The following is a 25,539-nucleotide window of genomic DNA, read 5'->3' on the forward strand; positions in this document are numbered from 1 at the left end:
CGAATGCCCACACTAATGACCCGCGAGACAGCCCCAATAACCCCTACATCGCGCCGTTCGTTGTTGTCGCGGGTGTACGGCAACAGAAGGGTGTTAAACGCCAGCGGCCACCATGGCCTGGCGAGTCAGGCGTCGCCCCAGTTCCTGTTCGTCGTAGAAACTCTTGAGAAACAGGCTCAGGTACAGCTCCTCGCTCATGGGTTCGCCGGTCAAGACCTGCGCTCGGGCCACCTGCAGCGCGTCGGCCAGCTCCACCAGGCGCTGCTTGAGTGGGGCGCCGGTGGCCGGGTTTTGCTGTTCCGGCGGCAGTTGTTCATGGGCCGCCCAGGCGTTCTGAGCCAGGCGCAAATCGTCGATGTTTTCACTGACCTGTTCGTGCTGACAGTTGATCTGTCGGTACTCATCGGGATGGGTACCGCGCAAATAGTCGCTCCAGAAGTACTGCTCGAGCATTTGTTCCACCAGCCCATCGCCTTGCTCCTCCTCGATCACCTTGTTGTAGGCACTGATCAGTTGCCGGGTTTGGACATTGCCGGTCTCGCGGTAGAGCATGTGGTCCGCCAGCCAGGGCAGGTCCAGCTGCGTCTTTAGACCGGTCTGGTAGGCGCTGTACACCTCGACCTCATCCAGGGTGCCCGACACGCCGTCGACGACATCGGTGGTCAGGCGCAAGGCGGGGCCTGCGCTGCCATCTCTGTTGCGCGTGGGTGCGCGAAGGCGCGCCTCAATATCTTTTTGGGCAATCCGGTTGACCTTGTCCAGTCGCGCTTTCTGTTTTGCCAGCAGCACCAGCGCGTCAGTCCGGGTTTGGGGGGAAGGCTTGTTCCACGCCTCCAGCTTCAGGGTTTCGATGCCCATGGCATTGAACACTTGAGCACCCGCATCGGCACAGTGGGTGGGGGTGGCGGCAAGGTTGAACAGCGCAGTGCGAGTGGGCTCATCGCTGTCAGCCGCCCTCAGCAGGCGCAGCACATTGGTGCGCAGATGCGCCCGGTTGAGCTCATAGCGCGTCAGGTCATCCGGGTCCTGGACGACTTCGGGAGACGGGTGCTGCTGGCTTTTGATGACCTCAAAAAAGCCTTGGGAGCCGTGTTCCCGTTCCAGATCATCCCAGACCTCCTGCCATAACGGGCGCAGCTCCTCCGGCAAGTGGCTGAGCCAGTGTTGGCTGTCCAGCTCGCCTCGCGGGGGGTACGTGCGATAAGGGTCCAGGCCCGCCGCGCGGCGGTAGCTGACCAGGCGGTCCTCGGCGCCCGGCTCAAGCTTGTTGCGGTCCAAACGCGTGCGGGCCACCAGCTCCGCCGACGCGGAGCCGGGCTCGACGGTGGGCACCTGGGTGACGGGCGTGTTCAGCAGGTTCAGGTTGAAGTCCGGCGAACGCGGCAACTCGAACAGGCCCGTAGGCCATTGGCTGAGCGGGGTGTTATTGAGCACCAGTATGCGCAGTTCCGGCATGCGGCTGATGTCCGGCGGTGCCACCAGATGCGGGTTGTGCGAGAGGATCAGCACGCGCAGATGGTTCAATTGCTTGAGCTGTTCCAGGTGCTGCGTGCTCCAGCGGATCGGGTTTTCGGCCAGGCCCAAGTGCGTCAGCCGGCGCAGGCCGGCGACGGCCTCGGGCAAGCTGACCAGGCGCTTGCCGGTGATATCCAAGCTGCGCAGGTTGGGAAAGTTGCACAGGAACGGGCTGTCGGCGTCAGTGAAATCGGTGCCCGCAAGGTTGAGGCTGGTGATGTGCTCCAAGGGTCTTTCAAGGGTGGGGAAATTCTGTAAAAAGCCGAAGATGGTTTCGCCCTGTAGGTCCAGTTCGCTGCCCAATCGGCGGCCGCCGAAATCGGTTTCGTAACCCTTGGCCGATTGCTCCCAGCTTTCCTGAATGAGTGTGGTCAAACGCTTCCTGAACAGTTTCTCCGGCAGGGGCGGTCGGCGTTGCTGGGTGCCTGCGGCAGGTTGGTTCTGCCATTTTTTCAGTGCGTTGAGCAGGCTTCGCTTCTGGGTTTCAAGTGCGAGCAGCAGGCGTTTGCCATCGGCCGTGTTCAAGGACTCGGCATAGGCCGTCACGTCCTCTTCGCTCAGCGTCGGGTAGAGCAGCTTGAGCCGATCCTCAACACGGGTGCGGCCCAGCCGTTGGCGCAGGGCGCTGAACAGGGGCTTTTGCAGCAGCAACTGGGTCTCTCTGGAGGCGGTTGCGAGGGTCGGCGGGGCGGCCAGCACGGTACGCCGTTCTGCGGGCGGTTGCAGGGTCTGCTTGAGCCACTGGCGCAGCCCTTCGCCTTCGCCCGGCGCGAAGCCCAGGGTGTTACGCGGCACGTTGCGCAGCACGGCTTCATACAGGTCCCAGGTGGTCTGCAGGCTTGCGCCGTCGAGTGCGTACCGCCCTGGCGCGGTGCGGATCAGCAGCGTATCGGTGCTCGCATCGTCCGGGCCGACACGGCAGCGCAGTTGCCCGCTGGGCAGTTGCTCGCGGATGCTCAGGCGCTGGTTGCCGAAGGCGTTACTGTGGATTTTCAGGGTGTTGAGCAGCATCCGCTCGGTGTCGGGTGTGGGGGTGCTGCCTTGGTAGATGCTCTCATAGGCGCGGGTGGCGCGGGCTTCGAACTGCAGCTCTCGGGCCTGATGTTTGAGGCGCAACGGCAGACGACTCGCGTCGTTCATCAACTGCACTTCAGCGGGCCGGGCCTGGGCCAGTATCGCTTGTGCCAGGCTGTCGGGCAGGTTGGGGCATTGTCTTTGCAGCAACTGCCCGTGGGCGCTGGATGACTGGCGTTTGAAGCCATACAGATGCTCGAAGATGTCGTCTTTGCGCGAGGCCACGTAACGGCTCAGTTGCTCCCGCAGCGTGTGGACCCGCGCGCTGGGGGCGGCGGGCAAGGGCGCGCCGATCAGCCCCGCGAGTTCGGCTTCGTCGAGAAAGCCCACCACCCGTTCCGCCAGCCGACCGGCCGCCAAGTCTTCACGGCTGATGGCTAATGTCGCATCCGGCGCTGCCTGGCTTGCGCCATGTTGCATCGACTCGCCGCTCAGGTCGGCGGCCTCGAACACGGCGATGGCTTTGTCGCTGGGCCAGCCGTCCATTCGCGTGACCATGTCGGCGGACCAATAGGCGGCTTCCCCGGTGTCGCCGGACGGCTCGCTGAGCGTATCAATGTGCTGCCTGAGTTCGAGACGGTCCAGCGTGTCGGCCAACAGCGGTGGTGGTGGCTGGTTTTCGCTGTACATATGCCTCAGCGCGCCGGGTTCGATGCCACTGATATCGCGCAATTGTTGCAGGCGTGCCTCTGGCCAGTTGGCGGTCAACGGGCTTAGGCGCTGGAACAACTGCGAGTCGTTCCAGCGCCTGGGTTCCTCGCCCTCGAGCACCACGGCCCCGCGACCGTTAAGCACCACTTCGGGGCGATAAGCCTCGGGGCGTTGTGGGTGAATAATGCGCTGAAGGCCGGTGTCGGGCTCCTGGCTGACGGCGTAGTGCTTGTCTTCCAGACGCAGGATTTTTTTGCCCTCATGCTGATGAAACCCTTGCGCGTCGGGCTGCGATGCGGGCGCCAGGGTCAGGTTTTTTTGTTCGTAGGGGCTCAAGTCCGCATGCCATAAACGCAGTTTTCCGTCACTCAGGGCCACACGCTTCAAACGCTCGACGAAGGGTGACAGCGTGAGGTGGGCAGCGCTGAACGCGAGCAGTTGCAACACGTTTTCCGCGACCCCAACCACGTGTTCAATGGCTTCTGTGCCCTGGCCCTCAGCCCAATCCAACAGGCCTTCGAAGACCTCGTCCGCGAGTTGATAGGCGGTATAGGCCAGCATCAATTCGCCTAAAAAAGGCACGAACGGCGTCACGACGAGTAACGCCAGGTTAAGCACGTCCGAGAGGATTTTCTCCAGGTTGTCCCACCAGGCCCAGCGTGCCATGCGGTCGGCGTAGGCGGTGGCGATGGCCAGTTCACACGCATCGTTGAGGGTTTTGTTGATTTGTTGCTGGTACAGATGCTCCCACAACGGTGTTCGGATACGGGTCACGCTGAACTGCAGGTTGGGGTTGTCGAGCGCCGTGTCGTGCCAGGTCGGCTGGGGATCGCCCGGCACATGTTGGTGCCATTTCACCTGGCTGAGGCGCGCGCCTAACTGGCTGAAAAAAAGCCCTTGGTATGAATGGTCGATGAACCGGCTGAAAAACTGTTGATAGTCGGGATGGCGCAGTTGCCGGGTCAGCGCCAGCATGAACTCGAGCGTGGAGGCGTAGCGCTTGAGTGGGTGCTGCGGGTCATCCGGTACATACACGATGACAGGAAGCGCCTGGCGGCTGGTCTCCAGGTCGGCGGCGATCAGTACAACACCGGTCAAGGTCGCGTCCATCAGGCTCAGGCCATGGCAATGCACAGCCTTGCCGTCCAGCGTCAGCCCTTGGCGACCGGCAATCAGCTGCGTGATCAGGCTATGGTCCTGCGGCTGGATATCGCCTTTCATCAGCGCCATCTGCGCTGCGACCTTGAGGGCCGCCTGGTGGTTGCGGGTGACATGCGCGCGCAGCACGCCGTCCACCACCGGTTCGGAACGGCCCAGGTAACGCTCAAGGTGCTGTTGGTACTGGGCGCCGATGTCCAGGGTGCGCACCAGGGTCTTGAACTGTTGGATCGACAGCTGTTTTTTCAGCGCGAGCACCTCGAAATGGTCGAGGGCGTCAGGCCGGGTGATGAACTGCGAGTCGTCGGTGAACACCTCTGAATCGGCAAAGTTGTGCAACGCCGCCTCCAGCAGCGAGACCGTGCGGCTTTTTACGCCTGGGCGAATGTCAGTGACCCACCAGGCTTGTTTGACCGGCGCATAGAGGCGCAGGTAGGTGCTGTGAACGTCCACATCGAGGTTGTAGTGCTGCTTCAGTGCCGCTTTTAACACGGGTTCGGCAAAGCGTTTGAGGTCGGTGATTGCTGAGAGTTTTTTGTCGACGTGGGATTGGGTTTTCCACTGTTCGGCAATCGCGGTTTTCAACAGTTGATGCGGCTGCGCCAAGGCACTTTTGTACCAGGGCGCAATGGTTTTTCGGCTGGATTTCAAGGCGCTGATTCTTGCAGCGGACAGCGTTTTGACCCAGTCGGGCAAAGCATCCCGGATGAGTTCGTAGTGTTGGCCTTTATCTTCGGGGGCCTGTGAAACAAGTGCGCTCATGGCGTGGTGTTCTGTGGCAAATAGGGCACTCAGACTAGGCCCGTACAGGGGCTGGTCTGGCAGTAACTGTGTATGGTCATCGGGCGCCTGGCAGCGTGTAGCGTCCGCGGGTCTATATCACTGAGAAGCCCTGTCATGACGCCCTCCGAGCCTCGCGCAACGTCTGCGCGCCAAGTGCATATCGAGCAAATCGAGACGCTATTTTTAAGCCCCGCGCCGTTGCAAGCGGTGGCGCAAGAAGCTGCCCAGGCCTACTTGGACCAGTATTTTGCGGCGCAAAAATGGACCGCCGGCCTGATCCATCTGGGCACCCCCACGGCTGACAGCTCTACCTACCAGCCTTTGCCCGAGCTGCTGGTGCAGCGCCTGGCCAATGCCAGGCCTACGTTGCTGGTCGAGGGCTATCACCTCGTGGTCTGCCGGGTTCGCGAGGTGTTCGAGCCCGGTGGGCCGAGCCTCGCCGATGTCGAGAAGCTGATCAATCACTGCGGCGCGGTGCTCCTGAGGTCTTTTGGCAACCGTTTGCAAGCCTGGTGGCGTGAGCCTGTGCCGATCAACATGACCCGTTGGCGTTATCTGTCCGATCACCTGCTGGGGCTGCTTTACGACTCACCCAAGCCACCCGGTATGGACGAAAAGGGCTTCGCCGCGCTGTTCCCCAAGACCCTGCTGCGCCCCCTGCGGCCCTCTGTGCAATGGAGCCTGCATGACGGCCCGCTGCAGGTGCGGACCGTGCACCTGCTGGGCGCGGGGCTGGCGGGCGATCAGGCGCAGACGTTGCCGCTGCTGATACTCAGCCATGCCGCGAAAACCCTGCTGTTCAGCCCGGCCAGCGGTGTGCACGAACTCAATAGCCTTGACGACGTTGGCGCGTTGTTACCGGCCTACACCAGCCCGGTACTGACGGGCGCGGCTGACCAGTGGTTCACCCAGCAGGCCCAGGGCGACCCCTTCGATGCTTTGGCGGCGAGCTACCTGGCCCGCCAGCAGTTGGAAATCGACAGCATCGAGCGTGACGTGCCGCGCACCGTTGAGGCATGCCAGGCGCTGCTCGATTACATCGTTGATCCACGGCGCTGGTTCGTCTGCGAACTGAGTGCGCGCCAACAGCGCCTGCGCCAAGCCATGCCGTTGTGGCTGGCCCAGGCGGGTGCCGAGGACAGCATCGCCTATGCGCGCTTGTTGCAGCAGTGGGTGTTGGCTCAGCACGACAGCGGGGCCACGCATTTCCTGGCGGGTATCGAGTCGATTCAAGCCTGTGCCGACCGCCAGTTGCAGCATTGCCTGAAGGCGCAACCTGGCGCGACGCGTATCAAGCCGGGCGAGGTTTCCCTGACCTTTGATCGGGTGATTGCCGCACCCGTGCCGGTGCAGGGCGGGTTCATTGCCGGCGAGGTGGACCCGGTCACGGTGACGCTGACCGAACTGGCCCTGGAAAACCTGGCCGGTTTCCCGCATACCGCCAAGCGCATTACGCTGAACGGCAAAGCGGCGCCGACGTGGCTGACCTACACCCTGATCAAACGGTGCGTAGAGGAGGCGGACGTAGGCCAGACCTATCCCGCCCTGCTGAAAAAAATGCTGATCGACGACACCGCCGAGGCCACCCGCCGCCGGCAACAGTTCAGCCGGCAACTGCGTGTGCAACTGCCGCTGTGGGCGCTGGCGTCGAAGCTCACGGGCGAGCACGGTGTGACCTGGGTCGGTTTTCAGCGAGTACGGGCGGCCTTGCAGGCCAGCGCCGCCGAACGCAAGGTCGGCACACAGGCTGTTGCGCTGTGGCCGCTGGCGTTCAAGGCCACGGCGGACGCCCACGCGGATGGGGTCGCTAACATGTTCATCATTGGCCCATTGCTGGGGCAAAGCGGGCCGCACCTGCTGTACCGGCCGTTGTTCAGCCCGATGCTGCAGGAATATGAGTCATTGGAGGCCTTGTTCACAGCGATCAAGAACCCAGGCGCCTTACAGGACAACGTGCTGACCTGGCTCGCGCACGCGCGCCGGGCGGTGTATGCCAACAAGGGTTTTAACCAGCCGCATATCCGCCGCTTTTTGCAGGGCGATGAATTCACCGTGTATGAAGCGCCTGCGCCGGCTCAACTGAGCAAACAGGTGAGCAACACAGACCCTGCGCACCAAGTGTTCGAGGCCACGGCCAAGGCCCTTGTGGCCTTGGCCGATCGCCAGGCGGTGTCCAATGCCGAGCAGCGTTGGGCTAACTTGAAGCAGGCTGGATGGCTGCTGTTCGGTACGGTGCTGCCGTTGCTCAACGGGCCGTTGGCGCTGGGCGGTTGGCTGCTGCAGGTGGTGGACAGTGCGCAGCGCGATATCGACGGTTTACAGAGCCAGGACGGGCAAACCCGCAACGCCGCCCTGACGGACATGCTGGCGAACCTGATGGCGATTGTCGCCCATCAAGCCACGCCCCAGGATACCCAGCAGCATGTGGCGCTCGAGCACCCAGTGTTTGCGCCCCTGGCGCGTGTCGAACCCGCCGCTGGCGAGCCAATCGCAGTGCCGCTCAAGCCGATTCCCGCACCCGTGACCTTCTACGCACCTACGCGCTGGGCTAACGCCCGGCAGGTGCTTAGCACACAACAACAGGCGCTGATTCAGCCGTTGCGGCTCAAGACCTTTGCCGAGCCCTGGCCGGTCACCCTGGACAATGCCGATGCCAGTGGCCCGACCCAAGGTTTGCTGCGCGATACCTCGCAGGTCCCGCAGCAATGGCAGGCACTGGTTCAAGGGGCGTTGTACCGGGTTAACGTCATGCAGGGCCTGGTCCGGGTGGTCAGCGCGGATGGCGCCACCCTTGGCCCTTGGCTCAGGCACTTGGGGCAGGGCCAGTGGGATTTTGACCTGGGCCTGCGTTTGCCGGGGGGCAATGCTGACGAGGCGATTGAGCGTACCCGGCAAGCGCAGCTGGCTACCCGCGTTTCGCTTGAGGTCGACTATGAAAAGACGGTGGCGGACCGGGCCAGGGCCGACCGCGCGATGAGACTGGCGCGCACGTTGGCGACCCAGCCGGCCGGGCAGATCACTGAGCAGCAGCGCGCGCAGGCATGGGAGACTTATGGCCGGGAAATGAGCAACAAATTCGAGCATGGGCAGTTGGAGCTGCAACGACTCAAGTACCTGCGGGAGCTGGGGCCGCGACCCGGCTATGAGGCGCATCTGTGCCAGGCGCTGGAGTCAGTGATTCTGACCGCGCAGCTGTTGGATGCACAGTCGCGACGACAAATCGTTGCCCTCAATACCCGGCTCAGGCCAGTCGTGGATCGGCTGAGCGGGGAAACCGCGGAGGAGGCCGAATCGGCTATCAACCGTGAAGATCACGCCGAACTGGACACGATCATGCGTGAATTGGCCGCGGTGCAAGAAAAGGCTATCCGCTGGCGAACCCTGGAAGCGGGCTATCTGGATGACCTGAGCCAGGTGCCCCGTCTGGGGCGCGACAAAGCTGGGGCGCTGACGCTGGGCGTACGTCCTTCGATACGGGACCTGCAATCCTTGCTACTGACGACGTTGTGGCGCATCTCGATCGATGTGGCAGGGCCTGTGCTCAGCGAAGATTTCTTCAACAGTGTCGATGAAACCGTTAACCGTGCACGTCTGGCGAGTCGATCCCTGGCGGATTTGCAGCAGCTTCAAGCAACGTCGGCAGAGCGTATTGAACTGCTCAAAAGCATTGACCACGTTTATGCGCAAACCGACGATCAGATTGAGTTCTGGCGTGCCATGGCGCCTGACACATTCGATCTGGAGTTTCTGCAAAAACTGCAGGAGCTGCTGGCCAGCTTGCACCAACAGGCCGAAAAAGACCTTGCAGACCTCCTGCAAGTGCCACCCCAGGCAGCACCGCCGGCGGTGCCTGCCCCCGCGCCCCAAGGCAGCCGGCGCAAAAAAATCATCCGTACACGCAATCACGATATGTATGTGGCACAGGTCAGTGAGGCCACCCAGCCGGGGCCTGTCACCGCAGCGCTGCACGAGGCGGGCGGCGAGGTCATTGGTTCGTTCACCGAGGCGGATGATGGGGTGTGGGAACCGGTGAAACCGGCGCCCAAGGCGGATGCGCAACTCGGTAGCCTGTTGCAAAAGGGCCAGGGCCTGTTGGACGACGAGCATAGGGCTATTCAGCAGGTCGAAGCCTTGATTGAGCGGGCCAACGATCCGTCGTCCTTGGAGTACCTGCTGGAGGCTCAGGCCAATATGCGCCGGTGGACTGCCGAGGCGATTGCCCGCAGACGCCAGGGCATGGAAAACACCCGGCTGGTGGCCCCGCAACAGGCCAAGGCACTGACAATGGAGCGTGATCTGCGGCTGGCGCAAGCCCGGCTGAGCGCTGCCGGGGTAAACGCACGAACCCGCGCGACTCGGCGTCGGCCAGCGACTCAGGGCGGCGTCGATTTTCTTTTCTCACGCGGTGAAGTGCGGATTTTCCGGCAGGGTGAACGCGTGTTGCTCAAGGGCACCGTCGATGATTATTTGCAGGTCTATGTGGTCACCGACGCACGGGATACCCAACAGGCGTTGTGTTATGCCCACTTCCACTACAAACGACGCGACAGCCCGGATGATCATTACGAGGGTGAGCCTCATCTCAAGCGCCCTGAGCAGGAGCGCCTGGGGCGCCAGGCCCAAGCCCGGGTCGAGGCCGAGGCGTTCGCCCGTATGCGCACCGGCCAAACCGGGCGTGTGCGCCAGACCCTGGACATTGACCGGGCAACGATTACCCGGCCTTTTGCCCGGCGGCTGTTTTTCCGTGCGGGCCCTCTACCGGCAGGCACAGCGTTTGGCTCCCCGGCTTCAAGTACGGCATAAGAATCGGCGCCATGCCTTTGAGCACCTGCACGGGCAGCGCCGAGGTGAACTTGAAGCCTTGCGCCGAGCTGCCCGGAACAAACGCGGTGAGGGTGCCAAAGTGGCGCTCGCCGATATAGAACACAAAGGTGGCGGTGCGGTTGATCGCCTTGGAACTGAGCACCCGCCCACCGGCGCCGATGGCTTCGATGCGGTTGTCGCCGGTGCCGGTCTTGCCGCCCATGGCCAGCGGTGTGCCGTCATCCAGCTTGAAGCTGCCGGCCACGCGTTTGGCCGTGCCGGCGTCCACCACTTGGGACAAGGCCCCGCGCAGCGCCTGCGCCACTTCCATCGGCAACACTCGTTTGCCGGTGGCGGGGTCGTTGATCACCCGGGTTTCATACGGCGTATCGGCGGCAAAGTGCAGGCTGTCGATGCGTACCACTTTGGCGCGCACGCCATCGTTGAGGATGATCCCCATCAATTCCGCCAGCGCCGCCGGGCGATCGCCGGAGCTGCCGATGGCCGTGGCCAGTGACGGCACCAAGTGGTCGAACGGGTAACCGACCGCCTGCCAGCGCTGGTGAATATCGAGGAAGGCTTCCACTTCGAGCATGGTCCGGATGCGACTGTCGCGCGCGCTCTGATGGCGGCTTTTGAACAGCCAGCTGTAGACCTCCTGACGCTCGAACTGGCCGGCTTTGACCACTTCGCTGAAGGTCGCCTCGGGGTGGTTTAGCAGGTAGCCCATCAGCCACAGGTCCAGCGGGTGGACCTTGGCGATGTAGCCTTGGTCGGGCAGGTCATAGGTGCCGGGGCCATACGCGGTGTAGAGTTTTTGCAGGCGTTCGTCGCTGAGCTTCTCGTTGGTTTTCACCCCGGTCAGGTGCGCGCGCACGAACAGGTTGAAGCTTTCCTGGTTAGCGTTGGGCAACAAATAGCGGTGCACGGCGGCCAGGCGCATTGGCGTGGGACGCAGGCCGTCCAGAAAGGTGTCGAGGCGCGCCTGGGTGTCTTTTTTCTGGTACTTCTTCCAGAACTTGCGCAGGAAGGTCGTGCCCTCGCGGTCGGCAAAATCGGCGAGGTATTCCTGGCGGCGCGGGTCATTGTCGTCCTTGAGCAATTGGGCGCTGTTATTGGCGCCGGAATAGGTGGTGTAGCGCACCACATCACGCATCAGGCGAATGAACGGCAGGTTGATCGACTCGCGCAGGGCGTCGCGCAAGCTGGGGCTGCGGCCGTTGTCTTCGTTGCGAAAGTTATGGAAGTGATGCAGGCCGCCGCCGGTGAAAAAGCTTTCGCCGGGGCTGGCCGAGTAGGTGCGATCAAGGGCGGCTTCGAGCATTTTTGCCAGGGATTTGTCCGGGGTCTGGATCAGGTAATCAAGGGCCCAGCGGCTCAAGCGGTCCTGGTCGTCGACCGTGATTTTTTTCAGCGCAGCGGGGGCTTGGGCGGCGTACTTATCGTGCAGTTCGGTGATGATTTGCAGGTAGGTGGTCAGTACCCGCAGCTTGGCGGTGGAGCCCAGTTCCAGTTTGCTGCCTTCGTTGATATCGAAGGGTTGGTCGGTGTTGTCGGTTTGCACGCGCACCCGTGAGCCGTCCGGGGTCAGCTCGAACAAGGTGAAGCTGTAGCGCACTTGCGCGGTGTTGGCCTCGCTCAGCAGGCGTTCGCCGAGCAGGCCGACCTGGCGCGCAAAGTCGGGGTCGGCCAGGTGCTTGAGGTATTCGCTGACTTGGCCCTGCAACGGGGCTTGCAGGGTGGTGGTCGCCGCAAGGTCGAGGCGGTCCAGGTCATACAGCGGCCGGTCGAGCAGGGTGGCCAGGCGCGCGCGGGCCATGCTGATGCCTTTGTTGGTCTCCACCGTTTGCAGCGTCGGTTGTTGCAACCAGTCGCGGTAGTTGACCTTGGCCGCCAGTGCCGCTTGGAGTAGAGCAGGGGTGATGACACTGTTTTGCGCCATTAGGCGCAGGTGGCTGTCGGTGAGTTCGGCGAGTTCTTCGCGACCCTTGGCCAGGTAGTGCGAAGGTCGGCGCTGGGCAATGATCAACGACAACACCTGACGCAGTGCCAGGCCTTGCTCGGCGTTTACCGAGCCCACCAGCGCCAGGTTGACGTGGTTGAAGTCGGCGCCGTACCACACCCGCAAACCCTCGGCCAGGCCATGCACTTCGCCGTGGCCGGGCACCGCCGACAGCGGCACGCTGTTGAGGTAGTCACGTAGGATATTCTGCCGCGCCGGCAAGGTCTGCGGCCCATCCCGATAGGCGCGTACAGCGGCGGAAAACATCTGCCGCAGTTTTTCCTCGCCCGACACGGTCAGGCCGTCCGGGGAGTGGCGGTATTTTTCCAGCTGGGTGGCCAAGGTGCTGCCGCCGGCACTTTGGCCCGGCAGGTGCAGCACCTTGGCGACTTGTGACCACGCGGCCTTGGCAAAGCGCGGCCAGTCGACGGCGGGGTTGGCCTGGGGCTGGCTGGGGTCGAGCAGGTCGCGGTTTTCGATAAATAGCAGGCTGTTGACCACCACGGGCGGGATCGCGGCGAAGCTTTCGTACAGCTGTTGCGGGTAGTTGTACTGGTAAAGCGGCACGGCGCGGCAGTCGCTGATGGTCAGCCCGGCCTGGATCTTCTCTGCGTAGGGCACGAACAGGCCCTTGGCGGTGTAGTCCATCAACGCGGGCGAAAAGCGCGCCTGGGCCTCAATCACATAACCGCGCTTGAGCAGGCGCGGCAGGAAGCTGCCGAGGTTGCTGTAACCCAGGCGCCGGTCGAAGGGGCCGGCCCCCGGATAAACCATGGCCTGGCTGGGGCCGGGCTCAACCTGGTAGGTGAGGCTGCGGGCCAGGCGGCTGAGCTCCTGGGCTTGCAGGCGGGAGGTGCGCAGCTCTTTGGCGGCGGCAAACCCCAGCGCTATCAGTGCCATCAACACGATCAACCAGAACAGGCGCCGCCCATGGCGGGGCCTGGGTTTATTTTTGGGTAAGGGCGCTGGGTCCGAACTGCCTTGTAGTTTCGCAGCCTTGCTCGATTCGGTTTGCCAGAGTGCGCCCATAGTCGATTGATCCCTTCACGCAGATAGATCGGACCTGCTTGAAGCGTAGTCGCTGAGGGCTGGTTGTGAGGGATTTGTGTGTGGTGCGCGGGTTCTTATGGCGAGCGGGCTTGCAGTGGCAAACCATTTGTCAGCGTGGTGCTGTGCGACGTTTTGTCGCTCAATGCAGGTAAGATGCTCCTGTAAAATGGCATTTTGACCGGTGCTTCCCCTAAATTTGCCCATTTTTATAGTGAAAGACCCTGCTCTGGGCTTTTTATACTGACGCCCCGCTGATCTTGCCTGGCAAGAAGGGCCCGTCCATGAGGCGGTCCCGTTTCAACAAGGGCACAGGCTTACCGGCCTGCACCCCGGAAACTCGACGGACACTCCAATAACAAAATGAGGTTGTACCCCTATGCCAGTCGGCAACCCACTGCCCCATGGCGAGACCGCTCAAGGCGGCCCGCTCAAACGCGAACTCGGTGAACGGCATATTCGCCTGATGGCCCTTGGCGCCTGTATCGGTGTCGGCCTGTTCCTGGGCTCGGCCAAGGCCATTGAAATGGCCGGCCCGGCGATCATGTTGTCCTACATCATTGGCGGCCTGGCGATCCTGGTGATCATGCGCGCCCTGGGCGAAATGGCGGTGCACAACCCCGTCGCCGGCTCGTTCAGCCGTTACGCCCAGGACTACCTCGGCCCGTTGGCGGGCTTTCTCACCGGTTGGAACTACTGGTTCCTGTGGCTGGTGACCTGCGTGGCGGAAATCACCGCCGTCGCCGTGTACATGGGCGTGTGGTTCCCCGACGTGCCGCGCTGGATCTGGGCCTTGGCGGCCCTGGTCAGCATGGGCACCATCAACCTGATCGCGGTCAAGGCGTTCGGTGAATTCGAGTTCTGGTTCGCGCTGATCAAGATCGTCACGATCATTGCCATGGTCATCGGCGGCGTCGGCATCATCGCGTTCGGCTTCGGCAATGACGGCGTGGCGCTGGGCATTTCCAACCTGTGGGCCCACGGCGGCTTTATGCCCAATGGCGTCACCGGTGTGTTGATGTCCCTGCAAATGGTGATGTTCGCCTATCTGGGCGTCGAGATGATCGGCCTCACCGCCGGTGAAGCGAAGAACCCGCAGAAGACCATCCCCAGTGCCATCGGCTCGGTGTTCTGGCGCATCCTGCTGTTCTACGTGGGGGCGCTGTTCGTAATCCTGTCGATCTACCCATGGAACGAAATCGGCACCCAAGGCAGCCCGTTCGTGATGACCTTCGAGCGGCTGGGTATCAAGACGGCCGCCGGCATCATCAACTTCGTGGTGATCACGGCGGCGCTGTCCTCCTGCAACGGCGGCATCTTCAGCACCGGGCGCATGCTCTACAGCCTGGCGCAGAATGGTCAGGCGCCGGCCACGTTCGGCACGACCTCAAGCAACGGCGTACCGCGCCGGGCGCTGCTGCTGTCGATTTTCGTGCTGCTGCTGGGCGTGTTGCTCAACTACATGGTTCCGGAAAAAGTCTTTGTGTGGGTCACCTCCATCGCCACCTTCGGTGCGATCTGGACCTGGCTGATGATCCTGCTGGCCCAGCTCAAATTCCGCAAAAGCCTGAGCCCAGCCGAGGTGGCTGGCCTCAAGTACCGCATGTGGCTGTACCCAGTCAGCTCCTACCTGGCGCTGGCGTTCCTGGTGCTGGTGGTGGGCCTGATGGCGTACTTCCCGCAAACGCGTATTGCGCTGTACGTCGGCCCGGTGTTCCTGGTGTTGCTGACGGTGCTGTTCTACGTGTTCAAGTTGCAGCCGAGTCAGGCTGGCGAAGGTGCGACGCTCAGGCAGATATGAGCCACTGAGCGAGAGTGCTCGGATGCGCTTGAGAATAACGCGGGCTCCCCGCGTTATTGCCTTTCTCCCTGCTTGCCTACTTATCTATCCCTCCCATCGGTTATTCATTCTTTAGGCTGACTGCTTCGACTGCCCTCTTTGAACAGTGACGCCATGCCTGACAGCAATCCACTTCTAACGCCCTACGATCTGCCGCCGTTCTCGTCTATCCAGGCAGAACACTTGGTGCCCGCCATTCAACAGATCATCACCGAAAGCCGCGGCACCACCGCCACGATTATCGCCAGCCAGGCGCCATTCCCAACCTGGGATGACCTGGTGCAGGCCGTGGAGGCACTGGAGGCTCGCTTGGATGGCGTTCTCCAAATCATTGAACTGCTTAACTCCATTTCCCAAGGGCCGGCCTGGCAGCAGGAATCAGTCCGTAGTCACGATCTGGCAATGCAGTACAAAGCCGAGTTGACTGAGAACAACGACCTGTATCAGCTTCACCGACAACTTGCCAATAGCCCGATCGCGGCTCTTTTCAATGAACAACGCAAAAGCGCGCTGCAGAAAATACTGCGCAAGTACCACTTGGCCGGCCTTGATCTGTCCTGCGACAAGCAGTTACAGCTGAAAACGTTGAACCTGGAAATCGGCACATTGGGCCAGGAGTTTCTGGACCGTATAGAAGACTCGAACAGGGCGTGGCGTAAGCACATCGACGACAAGTCGCTGCTGAGCGGATTGCCTGATGCGACCCAGGCACGCATGGAGGACGCCGCTCGAGCCGCAGGCCTGGAAGGCTGGTTATTGACTCTTTCGGATCAATCCTTTCGCGAGGTGATGACCTATGCCGATCATCGAGCTTTGCGCCAGGAAATGATGGTGGCTTATTACAGCCGTGCCGTGGGTACCGGCCCTGACGCTTTTGCCACCGACAATGAACTGGTCCTGACAGTGCTGCTCTCCAGCCGTCACCAGAAAGCACAGCTGTTGGGCTATCCCAATTTCACCCAACTGGCTCTGGTCGATCAGATGGCGCAGACGACCGATGAGGTCATTGCATTTGTGCATCAACAGATTGAGCAGGCACGAACGACGGCTTCCTATGACGCGCAACAACTGCAGCACTATGCCGCGCAACGAGGTATCGATGATCTGGAACCTTGGGATAACGACTATTTCGCGGAAAAAATTCGCCAGGATCTGGCTGGCGTCTCTCAGGAGGCATTGCGCAACTACTTCCCGTTGGAGACGGTACTGCAACGCTTGGGCATGTTCACCAAAACACTGTTCGGCGTTGACCTGGTCGAACAAACCACTGTCGATACCTGGCACCCGGATGTGCGGGTGTTTGAAGTCAGGGAGTACGCGGAGCCGATCGGCCATTTGTTCATTGACCCTTATCGCCGCAAGGCGGACGCAGGGCTTGGCTCCATGTCGAGCCTGCGCAGCCATCGGATGACTGCCGAGGGGCGACCACGACGGCCTATCGCAGTACTACGTACCCAGTTGCCACGACCGACAGCGACCCAACCGTGCTTGCTGGATCATCTGCAATTGAGGGTCTTATTGCATGAATTTGGCCATTGCCTGCAGCACCTGTTGACCGCCGCCCCCTACCGGGTGCTCTCCAGTATTGGTCAATTAAGCCATGACGCGGCGGAATTCGTTAGCCAAGTGCTGGAGCAGTTTTGTTTTACTTCAGCGTCCCTGATCTGGCTTTCAGGCCATTTCCAGACGGGAGAATCGTTGCCTGAGGATATGGCCAACAAAATGAGCCGATTTATTCACACTCAAACCAGCCAGGAAACCGCCCGGGTTTTACTCACGGGCCTGGTCGACTTCGAGTTGCACCGTACTTATGGTGACGGGCGCACACCTCATGAGGTTTTCACCCGTGCCAGCGCTGACGTCGGGTTTGTGCAGTGGCCTGATGGCGCTCGCCCGCTCAACTGCCTCGAACAACTTGTGGGTCACTATGGCGCCAAAATGTATTCCTACAAGTGGTCGGGTGTCCTGGCCAAACAAGCCTTTGAACGATTTGAGCGTGACGGCCTGCTCAACCCTGAAACCGGGAAAGCCTTCCGTGAAGCGTTTATTACTGCGGGGGACACCCGTACGCTGTTGAAGTCACTTGCGCTTTTCCGTGGCGAAGGCGACCTATACGCCGATCACTCCACCGGGGCCTGAGGCGTTGCTGCATATGTAACGCCTGGACTGAAATCTGAAATGCCAGAGTTGATCCTTTCAGGTCACTCGTAGCTGCACTGCCGGCAGCCGAGCCTGTTTGGAGAGCACTCGATGGACAATGACAACCGACCGTATTTTTTCAGCGAAACTCAAGCCGATCGCACACAGCTAAGCCAGCGCCAAAGCACGCGTAACTTTACCCTCAAGGACCTGGACTGGCTCGACTCGGTCTATCTGGCAACCGATGCTTTGCGACGGGCACACACCGCACCGATGCACGTCCAAACCCTGCAAGTGAACGTGCCCGGCCAACCGGCAGTTGAACTTGCGGGCGCATTCGTCATGGGCCCCGCCCCGGAAGGTGGGGTTTTTCTCTACTCGCCTGCGCGTGGCCTGGAAAAGCTCGAAAGCCATGAAACACTCAAGACGCAACTGGGCACTTGGTTCAAAGACCCGGTGCAGCGCCAGGCTTTGCTCGATTACCTGTCGATCTCCCAGCAAGCCACGCTAAAGTCCACTGCGGTTATGACCTTTACTCTACAGCCCGTGGCTGGAGCGGTCTTCGAAGCACAGCAAAATACCCTCTCCAATAACCTGCTTGAAAATGCCCGGCTGATGCGCGAGGAATTGCTCAAGCTGCCCAGTTTCACTTCTCTGCTGGATGACTACATTTGCGCTGAACTGGCCCAGTCTTTTGCAGGTGTCGACTTGCGCCAAATCCAGGTACAGAGCTATGTCGTCGGCACCTCCAGTCAATCGGGTGACACTGACACGTCAACACCTCGACACATCGCTACCCGCTCGTTGAGCGATACCGTCCTCAGGTATTTCGTCGCCAATGGCTGGCCAACGGGTGAAACCCGACGCTACGACAACCCCCAACGCACCCCGGTCTCCCAATCGTCCACGCAGGAGGCCGATGATCAGTTGCGTTGGGAGGTATCAGTCCAAGGACTGGCCCAGGGTTTGAAAACACACATGAAGCAACGGCCCAAGGCGTTCTGGGCGCTGCCGGCTTCCACCGGGCTCTCGCGGCTGCAACTTTTTACGCACGCCATGGCCAATGCCTTTTTAACGGTGTTACTGGACCGACAACAGCAATCCACGATTACGGTTGACCAGCGTCTGCAACTACAGGCCCTGCCGCTCAGGACGGCACTCCCCGAGACGACGCTGCCTCCAGCCCTGGATGTTGAAAAAGCAATGCTGGACGAGCCCGAACAGCCCCCCACCGAGCTGGCCGGTACACTGATCATCAGCAACAAAGGCGACGATGACTCGCCCTGGCTGCTGTATAGCCCCCACCATGGGCTGCAGGCGTTTACCGAGTTGGACTCACTGAAAACCCGTCTTCTGGAGAGTCTCAACCCTGGGGAGCATCCCGATGCCTGGAGAAAGCATCTGTCGAGGCCCGAACGCTATAGCGAAGTAGATCTGCAGGCCTGCGACGTCACTACCGCGCCCATCACCGGGGTCATTTTCCAAAGCCTCATAGAGGGCGTCATTGAAAAACAAGCTCGCAACCTTGAATACGCCCTCGATCAGTATCGCCTGAGCCAAGGCACGATGGACCTCGATGCCCTGGTCGATCATGTGCTGGATGTGCGGGCCATGATTGAACAAAAATTATTGACCCTCGAGCCCATGGGCCGTTGGAGTACACAATTGGCGCCCCTCTGGACAGCGTCTGCGACACAGCCCAGGGTCCCGCCCACACTGTTGGCAATGCGTAGCGCTCAGCATTCGCTCGAAAATACAATCACCGAAGTCGAACGACAACTAGCTTCTCGCCCCTCGCTGGAGCGCTCCGCCACCACCTACCTCAACACCAAGCTGTACGCCATCAAACAGCAACACCTGCAGGCTGCATGCCTTTGGGTGCACCATTACAGCAACCCCTCGGGCACCGATGAAAAACCTCAGTTGCTGACATCAAGCAGCATGGTCGAGCATTTTCTGGAACGTTTATGTGGCGAAGTGGAGCCTCTCCCCGATTCGCCGCACATCCACTTCTACTCAACGGCTGCTGAAAGACCCGCCACTAGAATTCCAGGCGTGGATGTCACGGCCTTCAATACGCTGATCGACACTGCCATCGGCGGTTTTACCCAGTATCTGCGCAGAACCCACAGCGTGTACCCCGACATGCAGCCCTTGCTGAGAAAGGCAATGGAGATGGGCTTGACCGGGGAAATGCAACTCAGGCTCTGGAATAACGCTTTACTGCCCCTGGACTACGAAGTTCTTTTAGCCGTACTAGGTATTTACGCCAGAGACCTGCGCCTGAGTGTCAATGGGTTCCGCCCTGACGCGTTTTGCTTGAAGGTCGCGACCGTGGGGCAAACGACCTCGCAACCGCTTAATAACTGTTTCGTGCTGACCGAGCGCGGCGGGCTTGACCCTCAATATTGCGGTCGCACGCTGCTATGGACGCCTGCGTTGGGGCTGGAAAGTTTTCATTCATTGAGTCACTTCAAGGCAGAGGTAGATCGACGCCTGGCAACCCTGGACGAACGACAGGCTTTCCTGGCGAACCTGGCGCAACCGGACTGGCATTCACATCCGACCTATGCATTCAGCGGCCTTGAGCTGATCGAAGCCAACCTCGTCGAGTACTTGCAACGGACTTACGTCCAACAAAAAGACCGTGAACTGGAGCAAATCCTGTCCAAGAAACTGTCGGTCGAACAGTTGCGCAACCTGTGGCAGGTTCAAGTCACGCAAACCCTGGCGCCTACTAACCTGCGGCGAGCCATGGACATGGTCGAGGCGATGATTGTGCAACATGGCACGCAATGGCTGGGCCAAGCCAGCGCGATCGATCAACAGCTCTATGCTGAACTGTTGGAGCAGTATCGAAACAACGTCATCGACAATCAGGATTACCTGCACGGGATCGACTCGCTGGCTCAGTTCACGCGAAACACGCTCAGCGCTTTGCTAAAGGAACTTGACGGCCAGAGTAGCGTCACTGCTGATGAAATCGAAGTCGGGCTTCCGGCACAGGGCAACATGCCTGCCCGCAGCCAGGCGCTGCTGGACTATGCCTTGAGCCACCAATCGTATTGGAACGATGCGGTTCCGCTCTTCGCCAGCACCGGCACAACGCCGCTGCCCAATACTATGGATGCGCAGACGCTAAAAACGCGGATACAGGCGCTGAACATCAATGCGGCTTATCAAACTTACGTCAAATCTTCCCTGGGCCCTGCCAGCCCGGACTTTGAGCAACGCTCTACGCGATTCGCCAAGCAACTGCCCTGGCAACTGATGCAGTACGCTCACAGCCTGACGTTGCAAGGCCAGCTTTCACCGGCGACCTTCGGGCTCATTCAACAGGTCATGGATATGCCGGATGCTATCGCCCGTGCGACCGTGGTAGACGCCAGCGCCATGATCCGCCCTCTGGAGCTGCTGATCGATGCCGGGGAGAAAACGATCAAGGTGCCTGGTAGCTACGTGATCAGCCCCGCCTCAGCTGACAAGACGCCTCACGTTCTCTATGCCCCTTATAGCCCAGGCCATACCCTCAAAGAATATGCCGATGAGGCTGGGCTGCTCGCCGAGCTGACGGCGCCCGGGGCCTTACAAAGCTGGGTCCAGCAGGTGGTCCCGGCAGTAGACCAGGCCGCACTGACAAAGGCGTTGGGGCAACCCCAAGACGGCACTCCCATGCAGCTGGCACACACCCCCATAAACACGCCCCTGTTCAAACAGTTGTACACCGATAATCTCGAGTTGCTGACAACCTTGCTGAGTGGCCAGCAAGTCGACAATGCGGATACCGCTTGGGATACGGTAAAAGCCGTATTTTCAGAGGGGGTGCATGAGGCCGTTATGTTTTTTGCCGGCAAACTGGCTTATCCCTTGATCGTCTGGCGCAGCTACAAACTGTTCAAAGCCTCGGCTGAAGAACTGCAAAGCCACCAGTGGCATGAGGCACTTGGCCATTTCATCGCCGGTATCGCCTTGATGGCCGGTTTACGCCGTTCCATGCCCTCCGTGCCAGAGAGCGGTATATCCCCGACGCCCGAGCCGAGCCCGGCACCTCCTGTACCTGCGACCTCTCTGGTGTCCTGGCCCGCGCTCGACATAACGGCTGCGCCACGCACCCGGCTACAACGTTTCGATGTCCTTGAGCCGACCTTGAACAGCTTGATTAAAGACACCACGCTTAACCTTTACCGATCCGACTCTAACCGCTACTACGCAGCAGTGGCTGGGAAAGTGTTTCAGGTCATCCAACACAGCGTGGATTGGCACATTACTGGCAATGGAGAGGTCGGCCCTTTGGTGCAAAGCAACACACGACAACAGTGGATGCTCAGTAGCAGTGATCCGCTGCTGATGGGCCGAAGAACCATTGCGCGATTGACCAATCGCTTCTACTCCGAGCCATTTGCGCGGCCCAATATGAATATATTGGCCATTGGCATGCGCGACATTCGAGCGCTGTATGCTCAAGAATCGTTGATGATCACCGAGGCATTGGCATTGGCCACGTTTTATACAAAAAATGCCCAGGAAAATTTACGCCTGCTCGTGCAAACGCCCCTTGCCGCCCCTGAGCTCGTCAAACAAGTCCAAACGTTTTTTGGCCTGCATACGCTCGAAGTCGAACACCTTGAAAAAATTCAGGAGACCGTCGACAAGATGTGCAACGCGTTGATGGAGCCTTCACTGACCTCCCCGAACTCAACGCGATTTGTCATTGGCCGCTCGCGAATGCCAGCGCTTGCGGGGGCCTACAAGGTGATGGCGTTTACGATTGTCCCCGACCCCCTTCAATTGCTGTACTTGACCGAGGCATTTTTTAACCCCGGTCTGAATTACAGTCATCTGTTGATAAAACCGTTCTACGTCAACGTCCATGCCCGTGCGACCACCCTCATTCATGAAGTCTCCCATCATGTAGGCCTGACGTTGGACTTGGCTTATGTGAACGCCACTCATCCTTTTCATGACCTGATCGATGCTCAAACTTCTACGGGCCGCACCACTAAAGCGGTCCTGGAAAACCGTCAACTTTCAAGGCTGTCGCTCAACACCCCGATCCAGCAGTTATTCCAAGTGGTCGACATCGCAACCGGCATCAAAACAGACCCATCCATGGGCACGTCAACCGAGCCTGTTCTCAACAGGCTGCTCACCGTCACGGGCACCCAAACCCTCAGCGATGCTCGGCGAGTATTCCGTACCGATCCGCTCAAACGTGTCATCACGGTGCTCAACAATGCCGATTCCGTTGCTTACCTGATCGCACAGTTGGGGCGTAGAAAAGAGACACCGATTGGCCAAGTCGGCAATTCGCCATAATTCGAGGTGGGTATTATCGAGGTGCCAGGTCATCGCCCCGAAGCTTGCCCGCTGTGCAAGCTCCAGGGCGCCGGCTCACGCGCGCAGCAAAGCCGCCTGCGTGGCCTCGGTCAGTTGCCGCACCAGGCGGTTTTGTTCATCCTGCCCCAAGTCAATCAGTGACTGGCGCCGCTCCAGGTAGGCTTCCGAACGCTTGTCTGTTAGCTCTTCATCCAACGCTCGCACTTTGTGCTTGATGCTGTCCTTGACTGTGGAAAAGGGTCCCGGGTGACTCCTCGCCAGGTACTCGATCCAGAACGCCTCCATCAACAGAAACTCTTGCAGGGCCGTGGACTCGCCCATGGCCAGCAGCAAGGTCCAGACCCGTGTGGTCAGCGCGTGCTTGGATGGCCACACGGATCAGCAACAGCGGCAACGGCGTTGCAAGGTCGTAGGGCGTGGCATCCATGCTCTGGGTGTCAAAGGGCAAGGCGGTGCCGGTGCCGTCGATGGCCTTGACCAGTGTGTCGTAGAGGGCCCGCGTGACCCCGGTGCTGTCGCGGTTGCGATAGGCTTCCAGCGCTTGGAGCCACAGGCAGGTACGTGCGCTGGTTTCGATCAGCGTCTGGAGTGTGCCGCCTGGGTCAAGCGCCGGTTGCAGGCTGGCGTGCAACTGGCCACCCAGGTTCAGCTCGCGGCTGATGGTGACAAAGCGTGGCACATCCAGTTGGTGTTTCTCGACGCCGGTGAGGTAGGTCGAATCGACAAAACTGTGCCCGGACCTCTGCTTCACCTGCGTGGCAAAATCGAAATTCAGGCAGGCGGCATCCCAGAGTGACAGCGTGGACAGGTGAGGGCGGTATTTCCATTCATCATAGGGGCGGCGAAAGCGTGAGCCTGAAACCGGCTTGGCCGTGCTGGTTCGTAGCTCCCACGGCAGGGGCACGCCCACTTCCTCCCGGTAGCGGGTGTGGATAAAAATCGCCTGCGGGTCCAGGCCGCCGAGTTTGCTGCGCAATTGCGCCAAACCCTTGGTCTTGAAGGCGTTGATCAGGGCGGTGTTTGCCGTGTCCACCGCCTTCAGTGCCTGCAGTGCTTCGCGTTGCAGGCGCACGTACGTGCGTTGTTGGCTGGGCGTCAGGCTGGAGAGGTTGCGCGAGAGGATCTGGTGAATCAGTTCCAGGGCCTCTTGCCGGGGCCAGGATTGGTTGGACTGCAGGTTGCCCGACAGGCCGTTGAGCCGTAGATGGGTAGCCAAGGGCATTTCCTTTCACAATCGAGTGGAAGGCAAATGGAAACACCCAGTGGGTACCGGCGGGCGCTAGCTATGTAGCCCTGTCGAGCGTGGCGCCTGGTTGAGGCGCTTAATGAACTCTAACCACACGGCGAGCCCCGACATCAGCAACACACCGACCACGGCGGTCAGCAATTGCATGGCCACGGCGTCATCCGCCAGTGCATTGAGCATGTCCGCCAGGGGCGCCAGCACCACGCCCAGGCAGAACACTTCCAGGGAATATCGGCCCATTTGACAGACCCGTTCGGCCAGGCGGTTTTGCGTCCATTCCCGGCCGGGCAGGAGCTTGGCTGTCACATAGGCCAGCGCCAGGAAATGGATGAGGCGCACCGGTGACAGGTCGGTTTTGCTGATGGGGTACAGCCAATTGCTGAGCACCTCTGGCATTACCGCGTCATGCAGGTGCGGCCACAGCCACGACACTGTAATCACCCCGGCGACCACCACATACACCGCCGCCGCGACAAACAGCGGCTGGCGTTGCAAGGGGCGCGTGTCGGGCACGGTTGGCCGCTGGCTGTAGATCGCCGCAGCGCCGCCCAGTACAAACAGCAACTGCCAGGTGACGGGGTTGAAGTACCACACGCCATCGGCGATGGCCCGCAGGTTCCAGCCCATCCACGGCGCCATCAGGTACACCGCCAGCGAGACGCCGACCACCGCCCACGTGGCGCGCACCATCAGTGGCAGCACCACCGACAAGCCTGCCAGCAACACGATGTACAACGGCAAGGGGTCCATCAAGTTGGGTTTGAAGCGCAACAGCAGCTCATCGGTCAGCGCCTGCTGTGGGTGGGTGATGAAGTGCGTCAGGCCCATCTCCGCCACCAGGTCGCGGGTTTGCACATGGTTGTTGGCGTAAAACACGATGCCCATCAGCAGCGCCAGTAAGAAGATATGCACCACGTAAAGCACCCAGGTGCGACGCAGGATTTTCAGGCAGGCCATCCAGTAGCCTTCGCGTTGCATGACTTTGCCGTAGGCCAGCACCGAGGCAAACCCGGCGAGGAACACGAAGACTTCCGCCGCATCGCTGAAGCCGAAGTTTCGCAGGGTGATCAAACCGAGGGGATTGTGGGGGACGTGGTCCCAAAAAATGAAGATCAACGCCAGGCCCCGAAAAAAATCGATGCGCGGGTCGCGTCCGTTCAGCATGGCAGCGGGCTCTTGAACAAATGGTTTAGTAATGACCGGCGAACGGAAGGTTTTCGCACGCCGAACGTCGGGCGGGCGCAGGTTGGCGGTATTTGTAAGCAATTGCAAAGGCTGGGTATTACTGAATGTCTCTAGACATCAATGATCACCAACGTGCCGTAGCTGCCTGCAAGCACACCATGGGCGGTACCGGCTTCAACGAGGTACATCTGGCCGGCTTCCACACGGATTTCCTCTGCGCCGACGCTCAAGCGCAACAGGCCGCTGACCACCAATAACCCTTCGTTGTAATCATGGGTTTCTTCCTCATACGCCTGCTCATCCATGCGCAGCACCTTGATCCGCGCCGGGCCTACCTGGCCCAGGCGCGTGGATGTCCAACTGCTGGGCAGTTGCCCGGCGATGGCGGCAAAGTCGAGTAACGGCATGTGAATCTCCTGGTTTCAACGATGCCGTCGGTGGTCCGGTTCAGCAGCAATAGGGTGTTTAGAACGCATCCATCAACAGTACCCGACAGGGCTTGGCTTGGTGCGCATTGATTTGCGGCACCAGCCGGGTGAAGTGTTCGGTTTGGCAGTGAGCATCGAGCGCGGCCTGATCGGGCCATTGCTCGATGAAAGTGAAGTGCCCCGGGTCTTTCTGATCGACAAACAACGCGTAGGCAATGCACAGCGGTTCCAGGCGGGTTTTTTCGACCAGCTCGGCGTACCACGGTCGCACGGTTTCCAGGTGTTCGGGCTTGATGAAGTCTTCAGCGATGACGTTGAGCATGGTCGGTGC

At 60.5% G+C, this 25,539-nt stretch carries 11 protein-coding genes; 4 read left to right on the plus strand and 7 right to left on the minus strand.

The annotated features are described in order from the left end of the window. Nucleotides 1–93: 93 nt before the first annotated feature. Entirely contained in the window at nucleotides 94–5,160 is a 5,067-nt protein-coding gene (locus K0P33_RS07170; RefSeq protein ID WP_242154629.1) for a DUF6543 domain-containing protein, read from the minus strand. A gap of 135 nt (nucleotides 5,161–5,295) precedes the next feature. Here K0P33_RS07170 and K0P33_RS07175 point away from each other — a divergent pair, with 135 nt between their 5' ends. Next, on the plus strand, nucleotides 5,296–9,984 hold the full coding sequence (locus tag K0P33_RS07175) for a hypothetical protein (protein ID WP_242154631.1): 4,689 nt from the start codon (nucleotides 5,296–5,298) through the stop codon (nucleotides 9,982–9,984). Here the strand turns inward: K0P33_RS07175 and K0P33_RS07180 are convergent. After that, nucleotides 9,893–13,015, minus strand: coding sequence for a transglycosylase domain-containing protein (locus tag K0P33_RS07180; RefSeq protein WP_242154633.1), 3,123 nt, complete (start codon nucleotides 13,013–13,015; stop codon nucleotides 9,893–9,895). The genes K0P33_RS07175 and K0P33_RS07180 overlap by 92 nt on opposite strands. Nucleotides 13,016–13,412: 397 nt before the next feature. Between K0P33_RS07180 and K0P33_RS07185 the strand changes: the two genes are divergently transcribed. The 3 genes from K0P33_RS07185 (at nucleotide 13,413) to K0P33_RS07195 (ending at nucleotide 22,328) form a co-directional block, all read left to right on the plus strand. Further along, nucleotides 13,413–14,834, plus strand: coding sequence for an amino acid permease (locus K0P33_RS07185; protein WP_094950929.1), 1,422 nt, complete (start codon nucleotides 13,413–13,415; stop codon nucleotides 14,832–14,834). Nucleotides 14,835–14,987: 153 nt separating this feature from the next. After that, entirely contained in the window at nucleotides 14,988–17,012 is a 2,025-nt protein-coding gene (locus K0P33_RS07190; protein WP_242154635.1) for a M3 family metallopeptidase, read from the plus strand. 111 nt (nucleotides 17,013–17,123) lie between these two features. Beyond that, complete coding sequence (locus tag K0P33_RS07195) at nucleotides 17,124–22,328, plus strand: DUF6543 domain-containing protein (RefSeq protein ID WP_242154637.1); 5,205 nt, start codon at nucleotides 17,124–17,126, stop codon at nucleotides 22,326–22,328. A gap of 75 nt (nucleotides 22,329–22,403) precedes the next feature. Here the strand turns inward: K0P33_RS07195 and K0P33_RS07200 are convergent, their stop codons facing one another. The 5 genes from K0P33_RS07200 to K0P33_RS07220 all read right to left on the minus strand — a co-directional run bounded on the left by K0P33_RS07200 (nucleotide 22,404) and on the right by K0P33_RS07220 (nucleotide 25,530). Continuing rightward, a complete protein-coding gene (locus K0P33_RS07200; protein ID WP_242154639.1) occupies nucleotides 22,404–22,553 on the minus strand; it encodes a hypothetical protein in 150 nt (49 codons plus the stop codon). After that, a complete protein-coding gene (locus tag K0P33_RS07205) occupies nucleotides 22,537–23,565 on the minus strand; it encodes a hypothetical protein (protein WP_242154641.1) in 1,029 nt (342 codons plus the stop codon). The genes K0P33_RS07200 and K0P33_RS07205 overlap by 17 nt, the downstream gene beginning before the upstream one ends. 63 nt (nucleotides 23,566–23,628) lie before the next feature. Further along, a complete protein-coding gene (locus tag K0P33_RS07210; RefSeq protein WP_094950925.1) occupies nucleotides 23,629–24,759 on the minus strand; it encodes an OpgC domain-containing protein in 1,131 nt (376 codons plus the stop codon). Nucleotides 24,760–24,890: 131 nt separating this feature from the next. Next, complete coding sequence (locus K0P33_RS07215; protein ID WP_094950924.1) at nucleotides 24,891–25,187, minus strand: cupin domain-containing protein; 297 nt, start codon at nucleotides 25,185–25,187, stop codon at nucleotides 24,891–24,893. 58 nt (nucleotides 25,188–25,245) lie between these two features. Then, nucleotides 25,246–25,530, minus strand: a complete 285-nt coding sequence (locus K0P33_RS07220) for a putative quinol monooxygenase (RefSeq protein WP_094950923.1) — start codon at nucleotides 25,528–25,530, stop codon at nucleotides 25,246–25,248. Nucleotides 25,531–25,539: the final 9 nt, after the last annotated feature.

Origin of the sequence: Pseudomonas sp. ArH3a (assembly GCF_022648765.1) — a bacterium.
Classification (GTDB): domain Bacteria; phylum Pseudomonadota; class Gammaproteobacteria; order Pseudomonadales; family Pseudomonadaceae; genus Aquipseudomonas.